Annotated in this window: 17 protein-coding genes and 1 pseudogene; 7 read left to right on the top strand and 11 right to left on the bottom strand. The window is 73.5% G+C overall.

Features of this window, described 5'->3' with window-relative positions; translation table 11 throughout:
- Nucleotides 1-13: 13 nt before the first annotated feature.
- Nucleotides 14-1,627, bottom strand: a pseudogene (locus tag AC4H2H_RS18120) (flavin monoamine oxidase family protein).
- 375 nt (nt 1,628-2,002) lie between these two features.
- Between AC4H2H_RS18120 and AC4H2H_RS18125 the strand changes: the two are divergent.
- The gene (locus AC4H2H_RS18125; protein WP_494372223.1) at nt 2,003-2,641 is read left to right on the top strand and encodes a Rid family hydrolase; all 639 of its coding nucleotides are present in this window, start codon (nt 2,003-2,005) and stop codon (nt 2,639-2,641) included.
- A gap of 97 nt (nt 2,642-2,738) precedes the next feature.
- Here the strand turns inward: AC4H2H_RS18125 and AC4H2H_RS18130 are convergent, their stop codons facing one another.
- The gene (locus AC4H2H_RS18130) at nt 2,739-4,274 is read right to left on the bottom strand and encodes a UDP-N-acetylglucosamine 1-carboxyvinyltransferase (RefSeq protein WP_494372224.1); all 1,536 of its coding nucleotides are present in this window, start codon (nt 4,272-4,274) and stop codon (nt 2,739-2,741) included.
- A 136-nt stretch (nt 4,275-4,410) separates the two neighbouring features.
- On the bottom strand, nt 4,411-5,115 hold the full coding sequence (locus AC4H2H_RS18135; protein WP_494372225.1) for an exonuclease domain-containing protein: 705 nt from the start codon (nt 5,113-5,115) through the stop codon (nt 4,411-4,413).
- Nucleotides 5,116-5,215: 100 nt separating this feature from the next.
- Here AC4H2H_RS18135 and AC4H2H_RS18140 point away from each other — a divergent pair, with 100 nt between their 5' ends.
- The 3 genes from AC4H2H_RS18140 (at nt 5,216) to AC4H2H_RS18150 (ending at nt 9,157) form a co-directional block, all read left to right on the top strand.
- A complete protein-coding gene (locus AC4H2H_RS18140; protein ID WP_494372226.1) occupies nt 5,216-6,340 on the top strand; it encodes a GuaB3 family IMP dehydrogenase-related protein in 1,125 nt (374 codons plus the stop codon).
- Nucleotides 6,341-6,408: 68 nt separating this feature from the next.
- A complete protein-coding gene (locus AC4H2H_RS18145; RefSeq protein WP_494372227.1) occupies nt 6,409-7,503 on the top strand; it encodes a GNAT family N-acetyltransferase in 1,095 nt (364 codons plus the stop codon).
- 10 nt (nt 7,504-7,513) lie between these two features.
- Complete coding sequence (locus AC4H2H_RS18150) at nt 7,514-9,157, top strand: succinic semialdehyde dehydrogenase (protein ID WP_494372228.1); 1,644 nt, start codon at nt 7,514-7,516, stop codon at nt 9,155-9,157.
- Nucleotides 9,158-9,192: 35 nt separating this feature from the next.
- Here AC4H2H_RS18150 and AC4H2H_RS18155 read toward each other — a convergent pair whose 3' ends face one another.
- From AC4H2H_RS18155 to AC4H2H_RS18180, 6 genes are all read right to left on the bottom strand, one after another.
- Nucleotides 9,193-9,855, bottom strand: a complete 663-nt coding sequence (locus AC4H2H_RS18155) for a SanA/YdcF family protein (RefSeq protein ID WP_494372229.1) — start codon at nt 9,853-9,855, stop codon at nt 9,193-9,195.
- Nucleotides 9,856-9,982: 127 nt separating this feature from the next.
- Complete coding sequence (locus AC4H2H_RS18160; protein ID WP_494372230.1) at nt 9,983-10,978, bottom strand: DUF4031 domain-containing protein; 996 nt, start codon at nt 10,976-10,978, stop codon at nt 9,983-9,985.
- A 236-nt stretch (nt 10,979-11,214) separates the two neighbouring features.
- On the bottom strand, nt 11,215-12,474 hold the full coding sequence (locus AC4H2H_RS18165; RefSeq protein ID WP_494372231.1) for an acetate/propionate family kinase: 1,260 nt from the start codon (nt 12,472-12,474) through the stop codon (nt 11,215-11,217).
- Nucleotides 12,471-14,642 (bottom strand): phosphate acetyltransferase, encoded by a 2,172-nt coding sequence (gene pta / locus AC4H2H_RS18170; RefSeq protein WP_494372232.1) that lies wholly within the window; start codon nt 14,640-14,642, stop codon nt 12,471-12,473. The genes AC4H2H_RS18165 and pta overlap by 4 nt, the downstream gene beginning before the upstream one ends.
- Nucleotides 14,639-17,143: a phosphoketolase family protein gene (locus tag AC4H2H_RS18175; protein ID WP_494372233.1), complete on the bottom strand. Its 2,505-nt coding sequence runs from the start codon at nt 17,141-17,143 to the stop codon at nt 14,639-14,641. The genes pta and AC4H2H_RS18175 overlap by 4 nt, the downstream gene beginning before the upstream one ends.
- A 166-nt stretch (nt 17,144-17,309) precedes the next feature.
- Entirely contained in the window at nt 17,310-19,517 is a 2,208-nt protein-coding gene (locus AC4H2H_RS18180; protein ID WP_494372234.1) for a hypothetical protein, read from the bottom strand.
- Nucleotides 19,518-19,654: 137 nt separating this feature from the next.
- Between AC4H2H_RS18180 and AC4H2H_RS18185 the strand changes: the two genes are divergently transcribed.
- Nucleotides 19,655-20,521 (top strand): SURF1 family protein, encoded by an 867-nt coding sequence (locus AC4H2H_RS18185; RefSeq protein WP_494372235.1) that lies wholly within the window; start codon nt 19,655-19,657, stop codon nt 20,519-20,521.
- A gap of 472 nt (nt 20,522-20,993) precedes the next feature.
- Here the strand turns inward: AC4H2H_RS18185 and AC4H2H_RS18190 are convergent, their stop codons facing one another.
- Together AC4H2H_RS18190 and AC4H2H_RS18195 are read right to left on the bottom strand one after the other, a co-directional pair.
- A complete protein-coding gene (locus AC4H2H_RS18190; protein ID WP_494372236.1) occupies nt 20,994-22,781 on the bottom strand; it encodes an ABC transporter ATP-binding protein in 1,788 nt (595 codons plus the stop codon).
- Nucleotides 22,778-24,538 carry an ABC transporter ATP-binding protein gene (locus tag AC4H2H_RS18195; protein ID WP_494372237.1) on the bottom strand — a complete coding sequence of 587 codons (1,761 nt, stop codon included), beginning with the start codon at nt 24,536-24,538 and terminating at the stop codon, nt 22,778-22,780. Before AC4H2H_RS18195 ends, AC4H2H_RS18190 begins: the two co-directional genes overlap by 4 nt.
- Before the next feature lie 138 nt (nt 24,539-24,676).
- On the opposite strand from AC4H2H_RS18195, the gene AC4H2H_RS18200 reads away from it, so the two are divergent.
- Both AC4H2H_RS18200 and AC4H2H_RS18205 read left to right on the top strand, forming a co-directional pair.
- Nucleotides 24,677-25,135 carry a DUF3817 domain-containing protein gene (locus AC4H2H_RS18200; RefSeq protein WP_494372238.1) on the top strand — a complete coding sequence of 153 codons (459 nt, stop codon included), beginning with the start codon at nt 24,677-24,679 and terminating at the stop codon, nt 25,133-25,135.
- Entirely contained in the window at nt 25,132-26,463 is a 1,332-nt protein-coding gene (locus AC4H2H_RS18205; protein ID WP_494372239.1) for a ThiF family adenylyltransferase, read from the top strand. The genes AC4H2H_RS18200 and AC4H2H_RS18205 overlap by 4 nt, the downstream gene beginning before the upstream one ends.
- Nucleotides 26,464-26,852 lie beyond the last annotated feature (389 nt).

Genomic DNA, 26,852 nt, shown 5'->3' on the forward strand with positions numbered 1-26,852 from the left:
GGGCGGCCGCTCGTCACGAGGTCATGACGCGCGTGTGCAGGGCCTGCACCGCGTACCGCGCAGCCCAGAACGCGCCGTGCTGCCAGGCCGAGATCTCGGACATCCAGTCGCCGGCGAAGTACACGTTCCCCGCCCCCTGCTGCAGCTGCTTGAAGCGCGACGACTGCGTGTTCGGGTAGGCCCACGCCCCTTCGACGTAGGGGACCTTGTGCCAGGCGATGGAGAACGAGCTCTCGAGCTCGGTGCGGTACTTCTCGCCGTGGATCTTCACGCCCTGCTCGACGGCGCGCAGCTCGCGCTGCTTGGGCGCCATGTCGGCGTAGGCCCGGGCGTTCGTCCCGGTGTTGTAGTAGCCCACGACGAGTCCCTTGCGCTCGCCGTACCCGTACGACGGGTACCAGAGGTGGGCGAGGTCCATGTCGGTCTCCGTGATGCCGCCGAAGATCTTGTGGTCGTCCTCCCAGAAGCGGGAGCGGTACTACAGCCCGATCTTGCCTGCGGGCGCCCCGACGGCGAACTCCCCGAGGGCCGCGTCGACGTCGGGTCCCCAGTTGGTCTGCCACCGCCGCATGAGGCCCGCGGGCGCCGAGACGATCGCGAAGTCGGCCTCGATCTGACGCTGCTTGCCGTTCGGCGCCGTGTACGTGACCGTGACCCCACTGCTCGTGTTCTCGACCGCCGTCACCGGCGAGCTGAGCTGCACGTTCTGCTTGCCGATGGCGCGCACGAAGTAGTCGAACGTCGTGTCCATGCCGCCCTTGGGCTGGAACATGAGCATCGACTGCTCCCAGTTGATCTCGAACGGGAAGTACTGCCCGACCTTCGAGGCGAGCACCTCCGAGACGCTGCCGGGACCGGGCAGCGGTGTGCCGTGCTCGTTCCACGCGGAGGGGTAGACCGAGTACCCGCGGTTGCTCCCGCCCCGGTACGTGCCGTCCGGCGCGAGGGAGCCCCAGCTGCGCAGGAACGCGCGCAGGTTCTCCTTGTCCGCGGCGGTCAGCCGCTGGTCCAGCGCGCCCTGGTCGGTGGCGTGGTTGAGGAGCTCGGAGGTGTAGCCGAACACGTCGGCCTTCGCGGTGCGGTAGCGCACGGGGTTGCCCGGGGTGGCGCCGGTGCGCTCGTTGTAGAGATACGCGTCCGCGTTGGCGTTGGTGAAGACCTCGTAGGGCACGCCCAGCTCGCGGAGGTAGTCCATCGTGACCATCCACTGGGCGATGCGCCCCGCTCCCGCGTTCAGGTAGATGTTGCGGTCGAACCGGGCCGTCTGCGTGACACCGTTGATGTCGGTCTCGGAGTCCCCGCCGCGGATCGTCAGCGTCCGCCCACCCACACGGTGCCGCGCCTCGAGCACGGTGACCTGGTAGCCCGCCTTCTGCAGCTCGTAGGCCGATGCCAGGCCCGCGGGCCCCGCGCCGACGACGACGACCTTCTTGGCGGAGCGTCCCGTCAGCGTGAAGTCGCCCTTCGTCGGGGCGATCCAGGACTCGTTCCTCGGCTGCGCGGCCGCCGTCGGGGCGAGACCGACGGCGCCCATCGTGGCGAACATGACGCCGGCGCCGGAGGTGGCGCCGACCGCCTGGAGGAAGTTGCGCCGGGAGACGCCGCCCGTGCTCTTGTCTGTGACCATGTGGCTCGGACCTCTCGTCGTGAAAGGTCTGACGGGCGACGCTCCCGGTCCTCGATGCCGGGTGCCGCCGTCAGCACCGCCGCTGACGCTAGGGAGCACGTGTCGCTGCCGCGGGTCCGGGACGTTTCACGGCGGTCAACGCGTGACGGACCTCGTAAACGTCTCGTTTCGTGTCCCGGGGCAACCGGTCCGACGTCGTCGCGCGGCCGCGCGGACGGACGCGCTCCGGCGCTCGCGGTCCGGACCTGGCCCGACACGCGGTCGTCACGACGACGAAACGACCGGTCGCTACGTTCGCCGCTCCGGCCGGGCCCGCGGGTCCGGCCGGGTCGTGCGCCAGGGTGGCGCTCGTCCCGCTCCTCGCCTGGAGGCATCATGAAGAACCGCACGAAGGTCGTCCTCGCCGTGGCCCTCACGGCTGCCGTCGCGGTCCCCGGCACCGCCGTCGCGGCCGGCACGCTCTTCGAGCCCAAGCCCACCGAGGCCGTCTCCTTCGTCACGGGTGACACGCCCTCGATCGCCGACGGCGTGGCGTTCGGCAAGAACGTCGCCTGGTACAAGTCCTCGGGGCTGGGACCGTCCGCGCTGAACACGGCGCCCGGGATCACCGCGGAGGCTCGCTACGTCCCGACCGACGTGTTCCCCGGCGGCGTGCTGCCCGCCGGCGTGACGATCACCGAGGCGCAGGGCATCAACGCGCTCATGCGGATCGGTGAGAACCTGGAGAAGGCCGGCCTCTCCTACGACGACGTCGTCTCGATGCGGGTGTTCCTCCAGAACCCCGAGGGGCAGGAGAAGATGGACTTCGCGGGCTGGAACCGGGCCTACCGGCAGTTCTTCGCCAACACGAACCTCGCGACGGGCGCGACGATGGACGTCCAGCTCGGGTCCACGACGACGAAGCCGATGGTCGTCAACGAGGCGCGGCCTTCCCGGTTCGCGCTGGAGATCGAGAACCTGCCCGTCAACGGGTGGCTCGTCGAGGTCGAGGTCGACGCCGTCTACCAGGGCTGACGGGCCGGTCGGCCGGCTCGACCGGCAGGCAGGGCCCCGCACGGGACCCCCGGGGCGGCAGGACGTCTGCCGCCCCGGGCGGCCGTCGTGCGACGGCTCAGTCCCGGAACGTCTCGATGTTGGCGCCGAGTTCGCGCAGGCGCTCGGTGAGGCCCTCGTAGCCGCGCGCGATGATGTCCACGCCGCGCAAGACCGACGTGCCCTTCGCGGCGAGCATGGCCAGCAGGATCACGACGGCGGGGCGCAGCGCGGGCGGGCAGCTCACCTCGGCGCCGGACCAGCGGGTGGGTCCGGTTACCTGGAGGCGGTGGGCGTCGAGGAGACGGACGTCCGCGCCGAGGCGCGTGAGGTCGGTCAGGTGCACCGCCCGACCCTCGTACACCCAGTCGTGGATGAGCGTGGTGCCCTGCGCGCACGCGGCGATGACCGCGAAGAAGGGCAGGTTGTCGATGTTCAGCCCCGGGAACGGCATGGGGTGGATCTTGTCGATCGGGGCACGCAGCTCGCTGGGGTGGACGGTGACGTCGACCAGGCGCGTGCGCTGGTTGCGGGCCAGGTACTCCGCGCTCTGCGTGTACCGCAGGCCCATCTCGGAAAGGGTCGCGAGCTCGATCTCCATGAACTCGACCGGCACGCGCGCGACCGTGATCTCGGAGCCGGTGACGATGCCCGCGGTGAGCAGGCTCATCGCCTCGACGGGGTCCTCGGAGACGGCGTACTCCACGTCCACGTCGATGTCCGTGCGCCCGTGCACGCGCAGGGTCGTCGTGCCGACGCCCTCGATGCGGACGCCGAGCAGCTCGAGGTAGAAGCACAGGTCCTGGACCATGTAGTTCGGGCTGGCGTTGCGGATCGTCGTGACGCCCTCGCGGCGCGCGGCGGCCATGAGCGCGTTCTCGGTGACGGTGTCGCCGCGCTCGGTCAGCACGACGGACAGGTCCGAGCCCGACGCCGGGGCGACGGTCGCGTGGTAGTTGCCGCCCGTGGCGGTGACGGCGAGGCCGAAGGGGCGCAGGGCGATCATGTGCGGCTCGACGGTCCGCGTCCCGAGGTCGCAGCCGCCCGCGTAGGGGAGCTCGAACGTGTCGCGCAGCCCGAGCAGCGGGCCGAGGAACATGATGATCGAGCGGGTGCGGCGCGCGGCGTCGACGTCGATCGCGCCGAGGTCGAGCTGGTCGGGCACGACGATCTCGAGGTCGCGGCCGCCGGTCGTCCACGTCGCGCGGACGCCGATCGAGCGCAGGACGTCGACGATGCGGTCGACCTCGACGATGCGCGCGACCCCGCGCAACGTCGTGCGCCCGCGGTTGAGGAGCGAGGCGCACAGGAGCGCGACCGCGCCGTTCTTCGAGGAGTTGACCTCGATGCGTCCCGAGAGCGTGTGGCCGCCCTGGACGCGCAGGTGGGAGTGCTTGGGCCCGCCGAGGCTGATGAGCTCGGAGTCGAGGGCGAGGCTGATGCGGTTGAGCATCTCGAGGCTGAGGTTCTGGGCGCCCTGCTCGATGCGGTGCACGGCGCTCTGGCTCGTGCCGAGGCGCTCCGCGAGCTGGGTCTGCGTGAGCCCGCGGTTCTGCCGGGCGCCCCGGATGAGGGCGCCGACCTGGACCAGGGGGGCATCGTCGATCACAGTCATGCGGCGACGATAACTCATCCATGAGATACGCGCGGGCCGAGAAGGGCCTTTCGGTGGGTCATCACCGAGCCATCACGAGTTCACCATCCGTCATGTGAGATATCCCGACGGTCTCGGGCTGACCGCGCACCGCGGCTCACGAGGGCCAGCGACCGTCGGACCCCGCACCGACGTAGGCGCGCTCGCGGCGCTCCGGGTCGAGGTTCTCCACCCAACGGCGGTGCGCGACGACCTGGAGGTCGTGGAGCACGTCGGGGGGCAACGCTCCCCGGTCGGGGAAGGCGCGCACGAGCGCGTCGAGCACGTCGAGCGTCGCGAGCACGTCGGCGTCGGCCGTGTGCAGCACACCGACGTCGACCACGCCGTACCGCGCGCACAGGTCGACCAGGCGTCGCTTGCCCTCTCGGTCGGGGTCCCAGGCGCGATCGAGCACGAGCGGGTCGAGGACCGGTCGCACGGGCCGGCCGAGGCGGGCGGCGAGGGTCGGCAGGTCGTGCCGCTCGAGCTCGACGTCGAGCAGGCCGAGGTCGAACGCCGCGTTGTAGGCGACGAGCGGGACGCCGTCGCGCTGGGCGTCGACGACGAGCGTCGCGATCTCCTCGAGCGCGGTGCGGGGCGAGGCGCCGGATGCCGCAGCGTGCGCCGTCGTGACGCCGTGGATCGCCGCCGCCTCGGCGGGGATCTCGACGCCCGGGTCGACGAGCCACGTGCGCACGTGCGTGCCACCTGGCTCGCGCAGCACGAGGGCCGCGGTGACGATCCGGTCGACCTCGACGTCGACGCCCGTGGTCTCGGTGTCGAGACCGAGGAGAGGTCCCGCCGTCCAGGGCGTCGTGATCATGGTCCACCTCGGTCTCCTCGCCGGGCCGTCCGGCGACGTCCGTCACCCTGCCAGCGACCACCCACAACACCCCGCTCCCGCCCGCCGGTAGGCTGACCCGGTGAGCAACGAGATCGAGATCGGACGTGGCAAGCGCGGTCGGCGCGCGTTCTCCTTCGACGACGTCGCGGTCGTGCCCTCCCGGCGCACGCGCGACCCGGAGGAGGTCTCGGTGGGCTGGCAGATCGACGCCTACCACTTCGAGCTGCCGATCCTCGCGGCGCCGATGGACTCCGTGATGAGCCCGGCCACCGCCGTCGCGCTGGGCAACCACGGCGGGCTGGGCGTGCTGGACCTCGAGGGCCTGTGGACGCGCTACGACGACCCCACCGCCCTCCTGGAGGAGATCGCGGCGCTCGAGCCGCTCGAGGCGACGCGGCGCATGCAGGAGATCTACGCCGAGCCGATCAAGGCCGACCTCATCACCCAGCGGCTCAAGGAGATCCGGGCCGCGGGCGTGACGGTCGCCGCCGCGCTCTCGCCGCAGCGTACGCAGGAGCACTACCAGACGGTCGTCGACGCCGGCGTGGACCTCTTCGTCATCCGCGGCACCACCGTCTCGGCCGAGCACGTCTCGGGCGTCGCGGAGCCGCTCAACCTCAAGCGGTTCATCTACGAGCTCGACGTGCCCGTCGTCGTCGGCGGCGCGTCCACCTACACCGCGGCGCTGCACCTCATGCGCACGGGCGCCGCCGGGGTGCTCGTCGGCTTCGGCGGGGGCGCCGCGCACACCACGCGCGTCTCCCTCGGCATCCACGCCCCCATGGCCACGGCGGTCGCCGACGTCGCGGCCGCGCGCCGTGACTACCTCGACGAGTCGGGCGGCCGCTACGTGCACGTCATCGCCGACGGCGGCGTCGGGCGCTCGGGCGACCTCGTCAAGGCCGTGGCGTGCGGGGCGGACGCCGTGATGATCGGCGCCGCGCTCGCGCGTGCCGAGGAGGCGCCCGGCAAGGGCTGGCACTGGGGCTCCGAGGCGCACCACGCGCAGCTCCCGCGCGGCGAGCGCGTGCGGGTCGGCACGGCGGGCACGCTCGAGGAGATCCTCTTCGGCCCGGGCCGCCAGGCCGACGGGACGCTCAACCTCGTCGGCGCGCTGCGGCGGGCCATGGCCACGACCGGGTACTCGGACCTCAAGGAGTTCCAGCGCGTCGAGGTCGTGGTCTCGCCCTACCAGCCGCGCTGACCGCCGTCGTGACCGGGCGGATCGCGGACGGGCCTCGGCTCTCCCGCGTGGCCGCGGAGGCTCGGCTCGTGACCGCCTGGGAGCCGGATCGCGACGAGCTCGCCGCCGTCGAGGCCGAGCACCGCGCACGGGTGGCCGGGTTCGACCCGCTCGTCGCCGTCCCCGACCTGGGCGCCGCGCCGGGCGAGGACCTTCTGCTCGCCGTCCGGCTCCCCGACGGCTCGCGCGCGACGGGGGTGCTCTCCGTCACCGACGTGCCGGCCGACTCCCCGGCGGCGACGTTCCGCGCCCTGCGCGAGCACCGGCTTCGAGCCCGCGCCGCCGGGCCCGACGTGACGGCCGCCGTCGGGGCGCTCGTCGATGCCTGGGTCGCGCGGGTCCGGCGGGCGCCGGGCACGGCGCCCGAGAGCGACAGTCTGCCGCAGCGCGGGCCGGCACCCCGCGACCACGGGCTGTCCCTGCTGTGGCCGAGTCGCGACGCCGCGGCCGTCGCCGCGCTCGCCACCCGGGGTCTGCGGCCGACGACGCACCTCGCCGCGCGTCGCGGCGCGGCCCCGACCGGCTCGGCCGAGGCGCCGCACGGCGTCGTGATCGAGGACGCGACGCACGCCGACGTCGACGCTGTCCTCGAGCACCAGCTCGCCGAGCTCGCCTACGACGAGCTCGTCGGCGCGGGGCGTCGACGCCCCGCGGCACGCGAGCGGTTGAGGGCCGAGGTCGCGTCGGCGGTGGTGAGCCCGGGCACGACGGTCCTCGTGGCGCGGGCCGGGCAGGGCGGGAGCGCGCTGGACGCCAACCCTCCCGAGGACCGGCCCGGGGACGTGCTGGGCGTCGTCGCCGTCGAGCCGCCGCACCGCGCGGGAGGCGTCACGGGCACCGTGACGGGCGGACCCGTCGCCTACGTCGTGCTGCTGCACGTCGCGCCGGACGCCCGTGGCGGCGGCCTCGGCGCAGCCCTCGTCGCCGCGGCGCTCGCGCGCGTCCACGAGGAGATCGGGCCCGACGCCGTCGTGCTCCTGCACCACGGGGTGCTCAACCCGCTCTCGGCGCCGTACTGGGCGCGCCACGGCTTCCGGCCGGTGCTCACGACGTGGGAGCTGCCGGTCGACGGAGGGGCGACGGGCAGCCCGGGCCCCGACCTGCCTGTCACCCCGACGACGTAGCCTGTTCCCCATGACGAGCTCACCCGGCACCTCCGGACCTGCGCACGGCGACGGAGCCGCGCTGGACGGTCTGATCGACCCCGAGAACCCGGCGGCGACGTACGTCCTGGAGCCCGAGGTCGTGGCACCTCTCGCGGCGCGCGTCGTGACGAGCAGCACGGCCGGCATGCACCGCTCCGTGCTCCCGTTCACGGGTGCGCCGCTCGCCGCGTTCCCGCTGTCGTCGGTCGACGACGTGGCGCGCGCGGTCGACCGGGCGCGCGACGCCCAGCGGTCCTGGGCGCAGGTGCCGGTGCGCGAGCGAGCCGCCGTCGTCCGCCGCCTCGGCGAGCTCGCGCTCGCCCGGCAGTCGGACGGCCTCGACCTCATCCAGATGGAGTCCGGCAAGGCGCGCCGCAGCGCGTTCGAGGAGATCGGCGACGTCGCGCTCGTCACGCGGCACTACGCGGTCCGCGGTCCGCGGTACCTCGCGGACCGCCGCGTCCCGGGCATGCTGCCCGTCCTCACGGGTACGCGCGTGCACCGGCGACCGGTCGGCGTCGTCGGGGTGATCGCGCCGTGGAACTACCCGCTCACCCTCGCCCTCGCCGAGGCCGTGCCCGCGCTCGTGGCGGGGAACGCCGTCGTGCTCAAGCCGGACCCGCAGACGACGCTCACGGCACTGTGGGCGGCCGAGCTGCTCGAGGAGGCGGGCCTGCCCGCCGACCTGTTCCTCGTCGTCGCGGGCGGCGGCGAGGTGGGGGCCGCGCTCACCGACCAGGTGGACCACATCGCGTTCACCGGCTCGACGGCGACGGGCCGCAAGGTCGCGGCCAGGGCGGGCGAGCGACTCATCGGCGCGACGCTCGAGCTCGGTGGCAAGAACCCGCTCTACGTCGCGGCCGACGCGGACGTGCCGACGGCGGCGCGCGGAGCCGTGCGGGCGTGCTTCTCCAACTCCGGCCAGCTGTGCGTCTCGATCGAGCGCATCGTGCTGCACGAGGACGTCGCGGACGCGTTCCTCGACGAGTTCGTGCCGCTCGTGCGCGAGATGCGGCTGGGCGCCGGGATGGACTACTCGGCCGACATGGGGTCGCTCACGTCGCAGGCCCAGCTCGACCGCGTCGTCGCGCACGTCGACGACGCGCTCGCCCGCGGCGCGCGCGTCCTCGCGGGCGGCGTCCACCGCGCGGACATCGGCCCGTTGTTCTACGCGCCGACCGTCCTCGACGGCGTGCCCGACGACGCCGCGTGCGCCCGCGAGGAGACGTTCGGCCCGGTCGTCACCGTGCGTCGCGTCGCGAGCGACGACGAGGCCGTGCGTGTCATGAACGACACCGAGTACGGCCTCAACGCGAGCGTCTGGACCCGCGACGTCGCCCGGGGCCGCCGGATCGCGGCGCGCGTCGAGGCGGGGAGCGTCAACGTCAACGACGGGTACTCCGCGACGTTCGGCTCCGTCGGCGCCCCGATGGGCGGGTTCAAGGCGTCGGGTCTGGGCCGGCGCCACGGGCGCGAGGGGATCGAGGCGCTCACCGAGGCGCAGACGATCTCCGTCCAGCGCGGCGCCAACCAGGGCCTGACCCTGGACACGCTCTACGAGATCGGCGGTGAGCTGCCCGGCAAGGTGCTCACGGCAGCGCTCGACGCGATGCGGCGGCTCCGGCTGCCCTGACGCATCCGTGCCCGCGCTCGCCGGCCGCCCCAGGCTCAGCGGAGCACGGCGTCGAGCAGTGCCTTCGTCGCCGCGGGTACCTCGCGGACGCGATAGAGCACGGCCTTCCACGGCTCGACGCTCGCCGCGCTGACCCCGACCCCGACGGCGTCGAGGCCCGCGACGCGGCACGAGAACAGCGTGCGCGGCAGGTGATAGCCCTGCGTGACGACCGCCGCGGTACGGACGCCGAACTCCGACGCCGCGCGCGTGCACGTCGCGTGCGTGTCGAAGCCCTCCCGGTCGAGCAGGATGACCTCGTCGGGCACGCCGCGGTCGAGCAGCCACGCGCGCATCGACCCCGGCTCGTCGTAGTCCCCGTGCGCGTCCCCGCTCACGAGCACCACGGGCGCGACGCCGCGGGCGTACAGGTCGGCCGCGGCGTCGAGGCGACGGCGCAGGTACGTCGACGGCGACCCGTCCGGCCGCAGCCCCGCGCCCGGGACGACGATCGCGTCGCTCGTCGGGACGTCGTCGGCGGCCGCGACGTGCGCGCGCCCGACGGCCTGCACGACGACGAACGGCGCGAGGACCAGCACCACGACCCCGACGGCGACCCCGACGGTCGCGCGGCGACGCCGTGACCAGCGCGCGCCCACCCGCCTCGTCGTCGGGGGCGTCGGCGGTGGCGGCGCCGCGGAGGCGGACGGGTCGGTCACGCCGCGACTCTAACGCGCCGACAGACGTTCTCGATGTCCCCGACGTCCCAGCGTCGTCGGTCGACCAGGCGATCTCGCTGGCCGAGCCGGTGATCCTGGCGCGTCCGGCGACCGGGACGCTCCGGGATCACCTGTTCGGCACCGGGGGAGGGTCGGCCCGAGGGTCGAGGACGGCGAGCTCGTCGCGCAGGTTCGTCCGGGCCTGGTCCTCCCACAGGGCGAAGCCCTGGGCCGTACGGAAGAGGGCCGCGCCCTCGAGCAGCGAGCGCAGGACGGCGGCGCGGCCGGCCCGGAACGCGTCGTCGGGCACGTGCGCGTACTCGGCGCGTACCTGCCGGACGTACCGCGCGTACCGGTCGGGCGCCGACCCGAGGACCGCGAGGTCCGCGTCCGAGACCAGCGCACCGGCGACGTCGTCGGCCGCGGGGGAGTGGTCCGTCGTCACGAGTACGAGGCGCGCCACCTCGTTGACGCTCGCCGCGTCGAGGTGCGGCCCCAGGAGCCGGGTCGCGAGCTCGGCCGACCTCTCCTCGTCGCGCCCGGCCTCGCCGTCGTGCACCGCGTCGTGGAACCACACTGCGAGCTGCGTCCCCGAGGGCGTGGGAGCCGCCGCCCCGGCCCGCTCTCTCCCGCCCGATGCGGGACGGGACGGGCCGCGCTCAGGCGACCCGACGTCGTCGGGCACGCCGGCCGGACGCCCTTCGAGCAGGGCGAGCGAGTCCAGCGCGTGGACCAGGTGCTCCGGCCCGTGGTAGACGCGGTGCGGCTCGTGCCAGCGCTCCACGAGCTCCACGCCGACGTCGCGGGCACGGGGCAGCAGCGCATCCCACCGCGCGAGGAGCGCATCCGCCTTCGCGGCGCGGCGCGCCCGACCCGGTACCCGCAGCCCGGACGCCCCGAGCCGCCGCGCGAGCTCCCGACCGTCCACAGCCACGGCCCCGGCGGCGAGGGCGTCGTCGTACCGCTCGGCCGCGACGTCGTAGTGGTCGAGGTCGAACGCCCGCCGACTCACCCCGATCGACGCGGCGAACTCGTGCAGCTCCTCCAGCGACGCGTCGGACACGAGGTGCGAGAACAACGTCCCGTGCGCGGGCCACGCCGGCGGGTCGATCAGTACGGTCACCGACCGAGCATCCCACCGACCGGCGAGTCGACGCGCGCGCGTGCCGAGAACGACCGGCGGGACGCCGGAAGCCGGACGACGAGGTGAGCCGACCTACGAGGGGTGTGACGGGAGGGGCGGCCGTGCCGGGTCGTGGTGGGTCTGGCGGGAGCAGCGCGAGGAACGAGCGCCGCGGATGGTAGACCCGGCACGGCCGCCCCTTCCGTCACACCCCGGCGGCGACCAGCGCGACCCGCCTACGAAGCCCGCGACGCCGCCTCCACCACCTCGACGCACTGCCTCGCGATCGCGAGCTCCTCCATGGTCGGCACCACCATGACCAGCGTGCTCGTCCAGTCCGGCGAGATGACGCGCGGCTCGTCGGAGTCGGCGGCGTTGCGCTCGGGGTCCACGGCGAGGCCGAGGGGCTCGAGGCCCTCGACGACGGCGGCGCGCACGTTCGCGTCGTGCTCGCCGACGCCGGCGGTGAAGGCGAGGACGTCGACGCGGCCGAGCACCGCCGCGTAGGCACCGACGTACTTGCGCAGGCGGTGGATGTAGACGTCGAACGCCTGCCGGGCGTCCTCGTCGCCGGCGTCGATGAGGCGGCGCAGCTCGCGGAAGTCGTTGACGCCCGACAGGCCCTTGACGCCGGAGCGCTTGTTGAACAGGTCGTCGATCTCGTCGATCGTCATCCCCGCGTTGCGCGCGAGGTGGAACACGACCGCGGCGTCGATGTCGCCGGTGCGGGTGCCCATGACGAGGCCCTCGAGCGGCGTCATGCCCATGGACGTGTCGACGGCCACGCCGCCGCGCACGGCCGAGGCGGACGCGCCGTTGCCGAGGTGCAGGACGATCGTGTTGAGGCCCTCGATCCGGCGCCCGAGCACGCGCGCGACCTTGCCCGACACGTACTGGTGGCTCGTGCCGTGGAAGCCGTACCGGCGCACGCCGTGCTTCACCGCGACCGCACGGTCCAGCGCGTACGTCGAGGCGGCGTCGGGCAGCGAGGAGAAGAACGCCGTGTCGAACACCGCGACGTGCGGCACGTCGGGCAGCAGCTCGCGCGCGACCTCGATGCCCTTGACGTTCGGCGGGTTGTGCAGGGGCGCGAGGGGCGACAGGTCGGAGATCTGCCGCACGACGTCGTCGTCCACGAGGACGGGGGAGGAGAACACGGCCCCGCCGTGCACGACGCGGTGCCCGACGGCGTACACGTCGGCGTCCGCAAGCTTCGGGCCGATCTCGTCGAACAGGCCGAGCGCGATGCGCAGCGCGACGCCGTGGTCGGCGACGGGCTCCTCGCGGCTCGTCGTGTTCCCGGCGAACCGGTGCTTGATGATGCCGGTGTCCTCGCCGATGCGCTCGATCGTGCCGGCGGCGATGGCCTCGCCCCCGACAGGGTTGACGAGCTGGTACTTCAAGGAGGACGACCCCGAGTTCATGACGAGCACGGACCCGTGCGCGCCGTAGGCGCTGTAGGGGTTGGGGCGCTCGCCCTCGGGCAGGATCGTCATGAGGTGGCTCCCTGGGAGGCCGCGGGTGACTGCGCCTGGATCGCGGTGATGGCGACGGTGTTGACGATGTCCTGCACGAGCGCGCCGCGCGACAGGTCGTTCACCGGCTTGTTGAGGCCCTGGAGCACCGGGCCCACCGCGACGGCGCCGGCCGAGCGCTGCACGGCCTTGTAGGTGTTGTTGCCGGTGTTGAGGTCCGGGAAGATGAACACGGTCGCACGACCCGCGACGTCAGATCCCGGCATCTTCGACGCCGCGACGGACGCGTCCACGGCGGCGTCGTACTGGATCGGGCCCGCGACGAAGAGGTCCGGGCGGCGCTCGCGGACGAGCTCCGTGCCGCGCCGCACCTTGTCGACGTCGGCGCCCGAGCCGGACTCCCCGGTCGAGTACGACAGCATCGCGACGCGCTGGTCGACGCCGAACTGCGCCGCCGTCGCGGCCGACGAGATCGCGATGTCGGCGAGCTGCTCGGCACTCGGGTCGGGGATGACCGCGCAGTCGCCGTAGACGAGCACGCGGTCGTCGAGGCACATGAGGAACACGGACGACACGACGGACACGCCCGGCTGCGTCTTGATGATCTCGAACGACGGCTTGATGGTGTGCGCGGTCGTGTGCCGGGCACCGGAGACCATGCCGTCGGCGAGGCCCAGGTGGACCATCATCGTGCCGAAGTACGACACGTCCTGGACGCGCTCGCGCGCCTCGTCGAGCGTGACGCCCTTGTGCGCGCGCAGTCGCGCGTACTCCGCGGCGAACCGCTCGACGTGCTCGGGGTCGTGCGGGCTGAGCACGCGCGCGGCGTCGATGTCGAGGCCGAGCTCCGTGGCGCGTGCCCGCACGCGCTGCTCGTCGCCGAGGATCGTCAGGTCCGCGACCTGGCGACCCAGGAGGGTCGACGCGGCGCGCAGGATGCGGTCGTCCTCACCCTCCGGCAGGACGACGTGCTTGCGGTCGGCCCGCGCGCGCGAGAGCAGCTCGTACTCGAACATGAGCGGCGTGACGACCTCGGGCCGCGGGACGTCGAGGCTGGCGAGGAGCGCGCTGCCGTCCACGCATCGCTCGAACAGGGCGAGCGCCGTGTCGATCTTGCGCTGCGACTCCTTGGTGACGCGTCCCCTGGCGGCGGCCGCGGCGCTCGCGGTGCGGAACGTGCCGAGCTCGGTGCGGATGATCGGCAGGCTCGGGTCGAGGTCGGCGACGAGCCGCGCCGTCGACTCGGGCGGGAAGAACCCGCCGTTGAGGATGACGCCGGCGAGCGACGGGAAACCCGACGCGGAGTGCGCGGCGAGCAGCCCGATGAGGATGTCGACCCGGTCGCCAGGCGTGATGACGACCGCCCCGTCGGTGAGCCGGTCGAGCAGGTGCTCGAACGACATCGCGCCGACGAGCACGTCGAGCGCCTCACGGCCGAGCAGCTCCTCCTCGCCGAACGCGAGCCGCCCGCCCACGGCCTCCATGAGGCCGCGCACGGTCGGGGCGTCGAGGAACGGGTCCTCCGGCATCGCCCACGCGGGCAGGCGTCCGACGCCGTCGCCCGCCTCGGCGGTCGTGCCCCCGGCAGGCTCGCCGCCCTCCGTGGAGCCGTCCGGACCGAGCGCGCCGAGCAGCGCGCGCACCTGGTCGAGGTCCTCCGGGCGGCAGCGGTTCGCGACGACGCCGATCGGCTGCGCGTGGTGCGACCGGAGCTCGGCGACGCTCACCTCGATGAGGTTCCCGACGGCGTCGGGCGTGCGGCCCTTGCCTGAGACCACGAGCAGCACGGGCGCCGCGAGGTTGGCGGCGACGCGCGCGTTGAACGACAGCTCGGTCGGCCCCGCGACGTCCGTGTAGTCCGTCCCGACGACCACGACGAAGTCGCAGGTCGCGGCGACCTCGTGGTACCGCGAGACGATGCGCGAGAGCGCCGCCTCGGGGTCGTCGTGCACGGCGTCGTAGGTGACCCCGATCGCCTGCTCGGCGGTGAGGTCGACACCGTCGTGCGCGAGCAGGAGCTCGAGCACGTAGTCCTGCACGTCCGGCCCGGCGGCCCGCGTGACCGGCCGGAAGACCCCGACCCGCTGGACCCGTCGGGTCAGCAGGTCGAGGACTCCCAGCGCGATCGTGGACTTGCCGGTCTCGCCCTCGGGCGAGGTGATGTAGATGCTGCGAGCGGTCTCGCTCACTCGTTGTCTCCTCCTGTGTCCTGCACGGCGGGGCCGCCGTTGTACTGCGGCCCGCCCTCTTCCGTCGCCGTCTCGCCGACGTCCGGCCACACCCAGTCCCGCACGTCAGGGATGTCCTCGCCGTGCTCGCGCGTGTACTGGCGTGCCGCGAGGCGCGCGTCGACCATCTCCTGGCGCAGGCCCGCGTAGGTCGAGCGCAGGGACGGGACCCGGTCGATGACGTCGACGACGAGGTGGAAGCGGTCGATGTCGTTGAGCATCGCCATGTCGAACGGCGTGGTGGTGGTGCCCTCCTCCTTGTACCCGCGCACGTGGATGTTGGGGTGGTTCGTGCGGCGGTACGTGAGGCGGTGGATCAGCCACGGGTAGCCGTGGTAGTTGAAGATCACCGGCTTATCGGTGGTGAACAGTGTGTCGAAGTCCTTGTCGGAGAGCCCGTGCGGGTGCTCCTTCTCGTCCTGCAGCCGCATGAGGTCCACGACGTTGACGACCCGGACCTTGAGGTCGGGGATGCGCCGCCGCAGGATGTCGGCGGCCGCGAGGATCTCGAGGGTGGGCACGTCGCCCGCCGCGCCGAGCACGACGTCGGGGTCCTCACCCTCGACCTCGGTGCCGGCCCACTCCCAGATCCCGAGACCGCGCGTGCAGTGCGCGATCGCGTCCTTCATGGACAGGAACTGCGGCGCCGGCTGCTTGCCCGCCACGACGACGTTCACGTACTGGCGGGAGCGCAGGCAGTGGTCGTACGTGGACAGCAGCGTGTTCGCGTCCGGCGGCAGGTACACGCGGACGATCTCGGCCTTCTTGTTGACGACGTGGTCGATGAAGCCCGGGTCCTGGTGGCTGAAGCCGTTGTGGTCCTGGCGCCACACGTGGCTCGACAGCAGGTAGTTGAGGCTCGCGACCGGGCGTCGCCACGGGATGTGGTTGGTCACCTTGAGCCACTTGGCGTGCTGGTTGAACATCGAGTCGACGATGTGGATGAAGGCCTCGTAGCTCGTGAACAGGCCGTGCCGCCCCGTGAGCAGGTACCCCTCGAGCCAGCCCTGGCACTGGTGCTCCGACAGCATCTCCATGACGCGTCCGGCGCGCGCGAGGTGCTCGTCGACGTCGGGTCCGTAGAAGTCGGCGTTCCACTGCTTGTCGGTGACCTCGTAGACCGGCTGGAGGCGGTTCGACGCCGTCTCGTCCGGGCCGAAGATGCGGAAGTTGTCCGGGTTGAGGCGCACGACGTCGGTCAGCCACTGGCCGAGGACGCGCGTGGCCTCCGCGACGGCGCCGCCCGGCGCGGGGACGTCGACCGCGTAGTCGCGGAAGTCCGGCAGGCGCAGGTCCTTGAGCAGGAGCCCGCCGTTCGCGTGCGGGTTGTCGCTCATGCGCAGCGTGCCCGACGGCGCGAGCGCGGCCACGTCGTCGACGAGCCGGCCGTCGTCGTCGAACAGCTCGTCCGCGCGGTACGACTCGAGCCAGCCGCGCAGCACCTCGAGGTGCTCCGGGGTGTCCCGGGCGCTCGCGAGCGGCACCTGGTGCGCGCGCCACGAGTCCTCGGTCTTCTTGCCGTCGATGACGGGCGGGCACGTCCAGCCCTTGGGGGTGCGGAAGACGATCATCGGCCAGGCGGGCCGCTCGTCGCTGCCCTCGTGCGCCTGGCGCTTGATCTCGGCGATGTGGTTGAGCACCTCGTCGAGGAGCGTCGCGAACCGGCGGTGCACCTCGAAGTGGTCCTCGCCGTCGAAGCCGCCGGTGAAGAAGTAGGGCGTGTGGCCGTAGCCGATCATGAGGTCGCGCAGCTCGTCGTCGCTGATGCGGGCGAGCACGGTCGGGTTCGCGATCTTGTACCCGTTGAGGTGCAGGATCGGCAGCACGACACCGTCGTTGCGCGCGTTGACGAACTTGTTGGAGTGCCAGCTCGTCGCGAGCGGCCCGGTCTCCGCCTCGCCGTCGCCCACGACCGCGGCGACCAGCAGGTCGGGGTTGTCGAACGCGGCACCGTACGCGTGCGAGAGGGCGTAGCCGAGCTCGCCACCCTCGTGGATCGACCCCGGCGTCTCGGGCGCGACGTGGCTCGGGATCCCGCCCGGGAAGGAGAACTGGCGGAAGAGCCGCCGCAAGCCCTCGGTGTCCTGCGTGACGTCCGAGTAGTACTCGGAGTAGGTGCCCTCGAGGTAGGCGTTCGCCACGAGGCCGGGACCTCCGTGGCCCGGGCCGGCGACGTAGATCGTCGACTGCCGGCGCTGGACGATCGCGCGGTTGAGGTGCGCGTAGAGGAAGTTCAGGCCGGGGGTCGTGCCCCAGTGGCCCAGCAGGCGCGGCTTGACGTCCTCGCGGTCGAGGGGGGTGCGCAGGAGAGGGTTGTCGAGCAGGTAGATCTGGCCGACGGACAGGTAGTTCGCCGCACGCCACCACGAGTCGACGCGGCGCAGGGTCTCGTCGTCGAGCGGAGTGCCCTCGGCGGGACGCCAGGCGGTGGTCTCGGTGGTCGTGGTCGTGGTCGTGCTCATCTCACGCTCCTGCAGAAGGGAAGGGTTCGTGAACGACTACGGCTTCATACAACCCCATCGACCGGGCGCCCGCACGGTCCGTGACCGCGCCGAGGCTGTGACGTGCGTCGGTACGGCGACGAAGGTCCGAGGTCCCGGTCGATCTCTCGCGTGCGGACGGGAGGTCCTACGCCCGACGGCGCGCACGACCGCCGTGGAGGGCGAGGCCCGCTCCCACGGCGACCGCGAGCAGCGCGGCGGCGACCGCCGCGGCGAGGTCGACCCCGCTCGTGGCGAGCGCGTCGCCCGGCTGCGGGTCCGGAGCAGGCTGCGGGTCCGGAGCCGGCTGCGGGCCAGGTCCCGGGGGAGCCGCCACGACGGCCGTCGACACCGACGCCTCCGTCGGTCCCGGCCCGTCGTCGACGCACGACGCGCACGGGGTCACCGTCGCGGTGTTGACCAGCGTCCCGCTCGCGGGGGCGACGCCGGTCACGACGACCGTCGCCGTCCCGCCCGCCGGGACCGTCGCCGTCGTGGAGATCGGGCTGCCCGTCCCGGACGGCGCCGCGCACGGCGAGCCGTCCGACGTCGTGCAGGTCCAGGCGACGTCGGTGACCGCGGCGGGCACCTCGTCCGTGATCGAGGTGAGCGGCGCAGCCACCTCGCCGGTGTTGGTGGCGGTGACCTCCCAGGTCACGCGCTCGCCGGCCGTCACCTGGGCGGGGCCGGTCTTGGTCACGGACAGCGCCACGGGGACGACGCACGGCGTCGTGACCTCGGCGACGTCGTTCGAGAGGTCCGGGTCGCCGGACGTCCCCGTGACCCGGGCCCGCTGCACGACGTCGCCGGCCGCGCAGGTCGCCGGGTCCGGACCCACGGTCCCCGACACCGTGAACGCTGTGCTCCCGCCGGCCGCGAGGTCCCCGATCGGGCACACGAGCTCAGCGCCCTCGAGCGTGCACCCGGGCACGCTCACGCTCGACGCGTCGATCGCGGGCGGGAGCGTGTCGACCAGGACGACCCCGCGCGCGTCCCCAGGGCCCGCGTTCGACACCGTCACCGCGTACTCGGCCTCCTCGCCGTGGACGAGCGGCGAGCCGCTCGTGAGCTGCTTGGCGACCGCGAGGTCGGCCGCCGGGAGCACGGTGACGTCGACGGTGGACGTGTTGGGCGTGAGGTCCTCCCGGTCCGGCGGCGCGACGACCTCGGCGGTGTTCGTGAGCACGGTCTCCGCGTCGACGAACGGTGCCGTCCCGGTCACCGTCACGACGGCCGAGCCCGTGGGCGTCGGCGGCGGACCGGCGATCCGCCCCAGGTCCACGACGGCGTCGACCGGGCTCCCCGTGCCCGACGCGTCGCGGCAGACCGCCGTGCCCGTCGCGGTGCACGTCCACGACACGTCGGTGATCCCGGCGGGCACGTCGTCGACGATCCGGGCCCCCGTCACGTCGTTCACGTAGTCGTTGGTCACCTCGACCTGGTACGAGATCTGCCCGCCGGACTCGACGACCGGTGTCGTCGTCGTCTTCGCGATGCCGAGGACGGTGGGTACCACCACACGCAGGTTCCGGATCTCGTGGTTGTTCGTCGCGCCCCCGGTCGCCGCGCCGAACCCGAGCTTGAACGTCCCGGGCAGCGGAGGCTGGCCCGGTGCGTTGCCGATGTCGAACTGGCTGATGAGCGGCACGAGCGGGGTTCCAGGCCCGGAGTTGCTCCAGACCGAGATGACGTCGGTGGTGGGCGCCGGCGTGATGACGATTCGCACCGTCCGGACGAACTCCCGGCTCGGGATGCCACCGCCCGACGGGACGGTCTCCACGGTCCCTCCCGGACCCGGCACGCCCGTCAGATAAGCCCAGGATGGGGTGGCGGCGGACGAGCCGCGGAGCGAGACGAAGCCGGGTTGCTGACCCGGGCCCCCGAAGCCGCCGGAGAAGTTGCCGAACTGGTCGAAGCCGAGTCCCGCGTAGCCGCCCTGGAGAAACGTGTACCCAAGTGCCCCGCCGTCTCCGCCGACCGCCGCAGGGAGGGAACCGTCCATGACGAAGACGGAGAAGCCGTCGCCGCGGTTCCCCCCGAGCTCCTGGCCGCCCCACATCGCGTACTCGAACTCGATCTGGACCCCGAGGGCGGTCGAGAAAGCGCTGTCGAGGACGTACCCACCGAAGCCGGACGTGGTGTCGGAATCTGTGAGGCGCAGCCAGCCGTCGCCCTCGTCCGTGAGGGTCGTCTCGCCGAACGAGACCCACGCCGGGTCGTTCGGCGTCGCATCGCCGAAAGGCTCCTCGATCGGGAAGTCCGCCGCGAGAGCGGGCGCTGCGACGGCTCCCGCCGCGAGGATGATCACGGCGGACACGGCGAGCCGCAGCCTTCGTCGGACAGAGTTCTCGGTCACGAGTCTCGCCTCCCTCTCGCGTCCGCGCAGGGTGCCGGTCGCGACGATGCCCCGCTAGCACATCACATCATTGTGACCTTCGTCGCGTGCTACAGCGCGATGCGGGGAGCCGCCCTGTGCCCGGCTACCGTGGGGACGTGCCCGACCCCACGACCCCGCGTTCGTTCTGGGCGGTCGCCCGCCGGCCTCGCGTCGTCGGGCTGCTCGTCCTCTTCCTGCTCGCCGCCGCCGTCTGCGCGCGGCTCGGCGTGTGGCAGCTCGACCGCGCCCAGCAGCGTGCGGAGCTGGCGGCGCAGCAGGAGGCGGTGGAGCTCGAGGCCGTCGGGCCCGAAGGTGTGGGCGTCCTGCTCCCGCCGCAGTCGACCTTTCCCGGCGAGCTCGTGGGGCGACAGGCCTGGGTCGAGGGCGAGTACGACCCGGACGGCCAGCTGCTCGTGGAGGGTCGCGCGCTCGACGGGCGCGTCGGCTACCTCGTCCTCACGCCGCTGCACGTGACCGACGACGGCACGCAGGGCGAGTCCTGGGCGGACCTGTCCGGCGCCCCGGTGCTGCCCGTCGTCCGCGGGTGGGTCGCGACGCCCGAGCAGAGCGCCGCGCTCGAGCCGCCGGACGGCGTCGTGCGCCTCACGGGGTACCTTCAGGCCTCGGAGGCGGCTGGCCAGGGCGGCTCCGCGCCGGGCCTGACCGACGCCGTCTCGACCGGGGCCCTCGTCAACGAGTGGGGCGGTCCGATGTACTCCGGCTACCTCGTGCTCCTCGCCTCCGACCCGGAGCAGCCGTCGGCGACCGAGGGCGGGCCGGCGCAGCTCCCGCGCCCGACGATCGAGGGCGGGACCGGGCTCAACCTGCAGAACCTGTTCTACGCGCTGCAGTGGTGGGTGTTCGGCGGGTTCGCCGTACTGCTGTGGGTGCGCCTCGTGCGGGACGAGGCCTCCGGCGCCGAGCGGCTGACACGCGGCGACGACGCCGGCATCGCCGGCCTTCCCGCCGAGCCGCGCGGCTGAAACCTGGGTCGGATCGGGTCGGGTTGGGTGGCCGGGGCGGGTCGTGTGCTCGGGCTGCCGCGCCGTCGCCCTGGTCATTCGTCCTCGCTTCATGGAGCGCGGCTCTGACGCCCTTCGCACACGACCCGCCCCGATCCGGCTACATCTCACCGTGGGCGTCCCGCGCCCCGGCTCGACGGCACCGTGGCCGATCGGATCGCATCGGCATCGGCATCGACGAGGCTCGGGTGGATGACGGGCGGGACTGGCCGGGCTGCGCCGTCGGGCGGATGACGGGCAGGGCCTGCCCGGCTGCGACGCCGGGAGGTGACGGGCAGGACGAGCGGTGGGGGCGGACCGTGTGCGAAGGACGTCAAGGCGCGCTCGTGAAGGCGAGACGAACGACCCGGGCGACGGCGCGCCAGTCCGAGCACACGGTCCGGCCCGGCCGCGGACGGAACCACGCGCCGCCCGACACCCACGGGGTGAGCGGTTACTCCCGCTGCCAGGAGTGCCACAGGCGCGCGTAGTCGCCGCCCGCCGCGACGAGCTCGTCGTGCGAGCCGACCTCGCTGATCCGCCCGCCGTCGACGACGGCGACGCGATCGGCGTCGTGCGCGGTGTGCAGGCGGTGCGCGATGGCGACGACGGTCCGTCCCTCGAGGACCGCGTTGAGCGAGCGCTCGAGGTGGCGTGCGGCGCGCGGGTCGAGCAGCGAGGTCGCCTCGTCGAGCACGAGCGTGTGCGGGTCGAGCAGGACGAGGCGGGCGAGCGCGACCTGCTGCGCCTGCGCGGGCGTGAGCGCGTGCCCGCCCGAGCCCACCGTCGTCGCGAGCCCGTCCGGCAGCGCCTCGGCCCACGTCCGGGCGTCGACCGCCTCGAGCGCGTCGAGGAGCTCGCCGTCGCTCGCCGCCACCTTCGCGAGGCGGAGGTTGTCCGCGAGCGAGCCCACGAAGACGTGGTGCTCCTGCGTCACGAGCGCGACGTGCCCGCGCAGGTCCTCGAGCGGGAGCTCGACGAGCGGCACCCCGCCGACCGTGACCGAGCCGCCCGTCGGGGGGTGGATGCCGGCGAGCATGCGCCCGAGCGTCGACTTGCCCGCACCCGAGGGCCCGACCACCGCGAGCCGCTCTCCGACCGCGAGGTCGAGGTCGATGCCGTGCAGGACGTCGTGACCCTCGCGGTACGCGTAGCGCACGCCGCGCGTCTCGACCTTCTCGTCGATCGGCACGGCCGTCCCAGCCTCGCGGTCGGACGGGACGAGGCCCACGCCCACGACGCGCGCGAGCGACACCGCGGCGACCTGGAGCTCGTCGAGCCAGAAGACGAGGTCGAACACCGGCCCGCCCATCTGGGCCCCGAGCGCCGCGACGGTCGTCACCGTCCCGAGCGTCGCGTGGCCCTGCGACACGAGCCAGCCGCCCCACAGCAGCACGACCACCGGGGCGATCGCGATCGCCGCGTCGAGCGACGGGATGAGCCGCAGGCGTAGGCGCAGCGTGTAGTCCTCCGCGTCGAACGCCTCGCGCAGGTCGCGGTCCACGCGACGGCGGAGCCCTCGTCCGAGGTGCAGCGCGTCGACGGTGCGCGCACCCTCGACCGTCTCGGTGATCGTGCCGTTGAGCGTCGCGTACGCCGCCGACTCGCGCAGGTAGCCGGGTGTGGCGCGCGCGAGGTACCAGCGCGTGGCGACCACCGCGACGGGCAGCCCCACGAGCAGGCCGAGCGCGACGAGCGGTGCCGCGACGAACGCCGCGACGAACGTGAGGACGATCGTCACGACGCACACGAGCACGCGCGGGATGCCGAACCGGATCGCGTGCTGCAGCTTGTTCACGTCGTTCGTCGTGCGCGCCACGAGGTCGCCCGTGCCGGCGCTCTCCACCGTCGACAGCGGCAGGCGCGTCACCGTCTCCATGAACTGCTCGCGCAGGTCCGCGAACACCTCCTCGCCGAAGACCATCGACACGCGCTGGGCGAACCGCACGACGACCGACTGGACGACGACCGCGGCGACGAGGAACAGCACGAGCTCGTCGACGTGCCCCACCGTCGTGCCGCTCGTGACGTCGTCGACGAGCCGCCCGAGGAGGATCGGACCGGCGAGGCCCGCGACCGCGGCGAACGTGTGCAGCACCGCGATGCGCGCGAGCGCGCCGCGGTGGCGCCGGAACAGCGTGCCGACGGCGCGGCGCACCTCCGCGGAGTCCGCGATGGGCAGCAGTCGTGGGTCGGTCCCGGGCAGGGCGCCCGGCGTGGCGGTCGTGCTGGCGGCGCTCATGCCGTCCTCCCTGCGGTCTCGGTCTCCTCGGCCATGCTCCGGCCGACGACGGCCCGGTAGCAAGCAGCCTCCTCGTCGACGCGGGCGAGCAGCTCCGCGTGGGTGCCCCGCGTGACGACCCGGCCGCCGTCGAGCAGGAGCACCTCGTCCAGGTGGTCGAGCACGAGGGGGCTCGCCGTCACGACGAGCGTCGTGCGGCCGCGTCGTGCGGCGACGACCCGCTCGGCGATCCGGGCCTCGGTGTGGGCGTCCACCGCGCTCGTCGGCTCGACGAGCACGAGGATCTCCGGGTCGGTCAGCAGGGCCCGCGCGAGCGCGACGCGCTGGCGCTGGCCGCCGGACAGCGACCGGCCCTTCTCGGGCAGCTCGCCCGCGAGGCCGCCGGGCACGGAGTCGAGCACGTCGTGCGCGTCCGCGGTGAGCATCGCGTCGAGCAGGTCCGCCTCGACGGCGCGCCCGCGCGCGTCGAGCCCCTCGCCGAGGACGCCCGAGAAGAGGTGGCTCGTCGCCTCGGCCACGACGACGCGGTGGCGCAGGTGCTCCTTGTCGAGGTCGGCGAGCAGCACACCGCCGAGGCGCACCGGCGTCGCCGCCTCCTCCTCGTCGTCGAAGCGCCCGAGGCGCGTGGCGACCCGCGCCGACGCGTCCGGGTCCGCCGACACCAGGCCGACCACGCGACCCGGCTCGAGCACGAGCCCGCTCGCCTCGTCGACGAGTGCCGCCCCGGGCGCCGGGGCCTCCGCCGGAGCGGCGGACTGCGGGGTGGCCTCCTCGATGCGCAGGACGTCCTGGATCTTGCCCGCCGAGATGCGCCCGCGGATGGCCATCTGGAGCATCTGCGTGGCCATCTGCACCGGCCACGCGAGGAACGCCGCGTAGGAGTAGAACGTCACGAGCTGGCCCGGCGTGATCTCGCCGGCGATCGCCGCGCGTGCTCCGAGCCACAGGATCGCGGCGACGAGCAGGCCCGGCAGCAGCGTCTGGAGGCCGTCGAGCACCGACTGCACCGTCGCGACGCGCACGCCCTCTCGGCGCACCGCCTGCGACTGGCGCGCGTACCGGTCGGTGAAGACCTGCTCGCCGCCGATGCCGCGCAGGATCCGCAGGCCGGAGACGGTGTCCGCGCCGAGCGCGGTGAGGTGGCCGGTCTCCTCGCGCTGCGACGCCTGGCGCGACTGGAGCGGCTTGACGAGGAACGCGAGGACGGCAGCCACCACCGGGATGCCGAGCGCGACGACGAGGCCGAGCGTGAGGCTCTGCACGAGCATGATCACGGCGACCGCGACGTACGCGAGCACGCCGCCGACGAACCTGCCCGCCATCGCGAACACCTCGCCGGTCCGCAGCGCGTCGTTCGCGACCGCCGCGACGACCTCGCCCGTCGGCAGCCTGCGCGTGATCGCGTGCCCGGAGCGCGAGGCCTTGTAGCCGACGAGCTGGGAGAACGCGAACGCCGAGCGGATCCAGTTCTCGACGTCGTAGCGGTGGCTCAGCGCGCCCGCGCCGACCACGACGGCCGCGTTGAGCGCCATGAGTCCGACCCAGCCGAAGAGCGCAGGGCCGAAGCCGTGGGCCACGCCGTCGTCGAGGGCGCGCCCGAACAGGAGCGGGACCGCCGCCTGGCTGAGCATCGTGACAGTACCGACGAGCAGGGCCATCGAGAGGATGCCGCGCTGGCGCCAGGCCTGCCATGCGAGCAGCCGGGCCGGCGTCGAGAGCGGAGGGGTCCCTGGGTCAGGGAGGGGGAGGGGTCGCACGGTGTTCTACCCTAGGTTCGGCGTCCGACACGGGGCCACGCTTTAACCGCTGCACCGACCGCTGCTCCCGCCGCGGACGTCACGCCCGCGTCGACGACCGACCCGGTGTGCACGACCTGCGTGAGGAACCTTCCAGCCATGACTTCTCCGGACCCCGTCACGGACAGCCCGCTCGCGAGCGAGAGCCCCCGGCCGCCGTCGGGCGCGGGTGCTGCCCCGAGTGCGGACGCCGCGCGCACCGCGATCCGCAAGGCCCGCGGCGCGCTCTCGCGCTACCGGGTCCTCGCGATCATCACCGGTGTCATGCTCCTGATCCTGTGCGTCGAGCTGCTCGTCAAGTACGGGGTCGGCGCGTTCGTCGACGTCGACGCAGTCATGCGGTACGTCTCGTGGATCCCCTTCGCGCACGGCTGGATCTACGTCGTCTACCTCGTCACCGTCCTCGACCTGTGGACCAAGATGCGCTGGGGCTGGGGCCGCCTCGCGACGATGGTCTTCGCGGGCGTCGTCCCGGTGATGTCGTTCATCCTCGAGAAGAAGGTGCACGCCGAGGCGGAGGCCAAGCTCGCCGTGCTGGAGGAGCAGTACGCGTCATGACGACGCGCCTCGCACCCCTCGTCGCGCCCGGTCCCGACCTCACGACACCGGAGCTCGAGCGGTACGCCCGTCACCTGTCGCTCCCCGGGGTCGGCCCCGAGGGACAGCGCCGCCTCGCCGCGGCGCGCGTGCTCGTCGTCGGTGCGGGTGGCCTCGGCAGCCCCGCGCTGCTCTACCTCGCCGCCGCCGGCGTGGGCACGATCGGCATCGTCGACGACGACGTCGTCGACACGTCCAACCTCCAGCGCCAGGTGATCCACGGCGGCCCGGACGTCGGACGTCGCAAGGTGGACTCCGCGCGCGACGCGATCGCCGACGTCAACCCGCACGTGCGGGTGGTCGAGCACGCTCACCGCCTCGATGCCGGCAACGCGCTCGACGTGCTGCGCGGCTACGACGTCGTGCTGGACGGCGCCGACAACTTCCCCACGCGTTACCTCGTCTCCGACGCGTCCGAGATCCTGGGCCTGCCCGTCGTCTGGGGCTCGATCTACCGGTTCCAGGGCCAGGTGAGCGTCTTCTGGGGCGCGCCCCGGTTCGCAGCGCCCGACGACGGCGCGCACCCGGGCGGTCGCGTCGCCGACACCCCGGTTCCCACCGGGGCCGACCCGCGCGGGGTCACCTACCGCGACGTGTTCCCCGTCCCGCCGCCGCCCGGCGCGGCCCCCGACTGCGCGACGGGCGGCGTCTTCGGCGCGATGTGCGGGACCGTCGGCTCGGTCATGGCGACCGAGGCGATCAAGCTCGTCACGGGCGCCGGCACGACGCTGCTGGGCCGCCTCGCCGTCTACGACGCGCTCGAGCTCACCTGGCGTCAGCTCACCGTGCGCGCCGACCCGACGCGCGAACCCGTCGCCGCACTTCTCACCGGCGACGACGCCTACGCCGCGTTCTGCGGGCTCGGCCCGGTCGACCCGCCGTCGGCGACGACCGCAGACCCCCGGCCGGCAGGCCAGCGCGAGGGGACGGCGTCGGGCACGGCGATGCCGCCGGGGGAGCGCGACGTCACGCCGCAGGACGCCGCTGCGCTCCTGGCCGACCCCGCCGCCGCGCCGTTCCTGCTCGACGTGCGCGAGGACTGGGAGGCGCAGGTGCGCCCCCTGCCGGGCTCGACGCTCGTGCCGAGCGGTGCGTTCGTCGACGGGACCGCCGCGGCGGCGCTCGCCGACCTCCCGACGGACCGGCCGGTGCTCGTCGTGTGCGCGGTCGGGGGACGCTCGGCCCGCGTGGCCGACGCCGCACGCGCCGTCGGCATCGACGCCCGCTCCGTCGTCGGAGGGGTCCCGGCACTCCTCGCGGAGCTCACCCCGACTCCGCCTGCGAGGTAAGAACCAAGGTCTGCCGAGGTAGAGCCGTGGTTGCTTGTCGGACGGCGGTGGGGTCGCCCTGGGTGTCGGGGTGGGTGGGGGCGCCGCGTCTACCATCCGCCGCTCGTTCCTCGCGGCTCCCGCCAGGCCCACCACGACGCGGCGCCCCCACCCACCCCTCCCGGCGTCGTCCCACCCTGGTCGGTGCTCACCCGGGCGACGGCCCGCAGGTCCGGTCCGGCTCTCGTCGCGCCGTCGCGCCGTGCGGCCGACGCCCGAGCCTCGCCCCGTCGTCGAACACGACGTGGCTCGCGGTCGAACACGACCTGAGTGTCGCTACGGCCCGGTTAACGACACTGATGTCATGTTCGGCGCGTGACCACGCCCTGACCGGCCGACCACGGCTCTAC

The organism is Cellulosimicrobium sp. BMG9.22, from assembly GCF_059159975.1.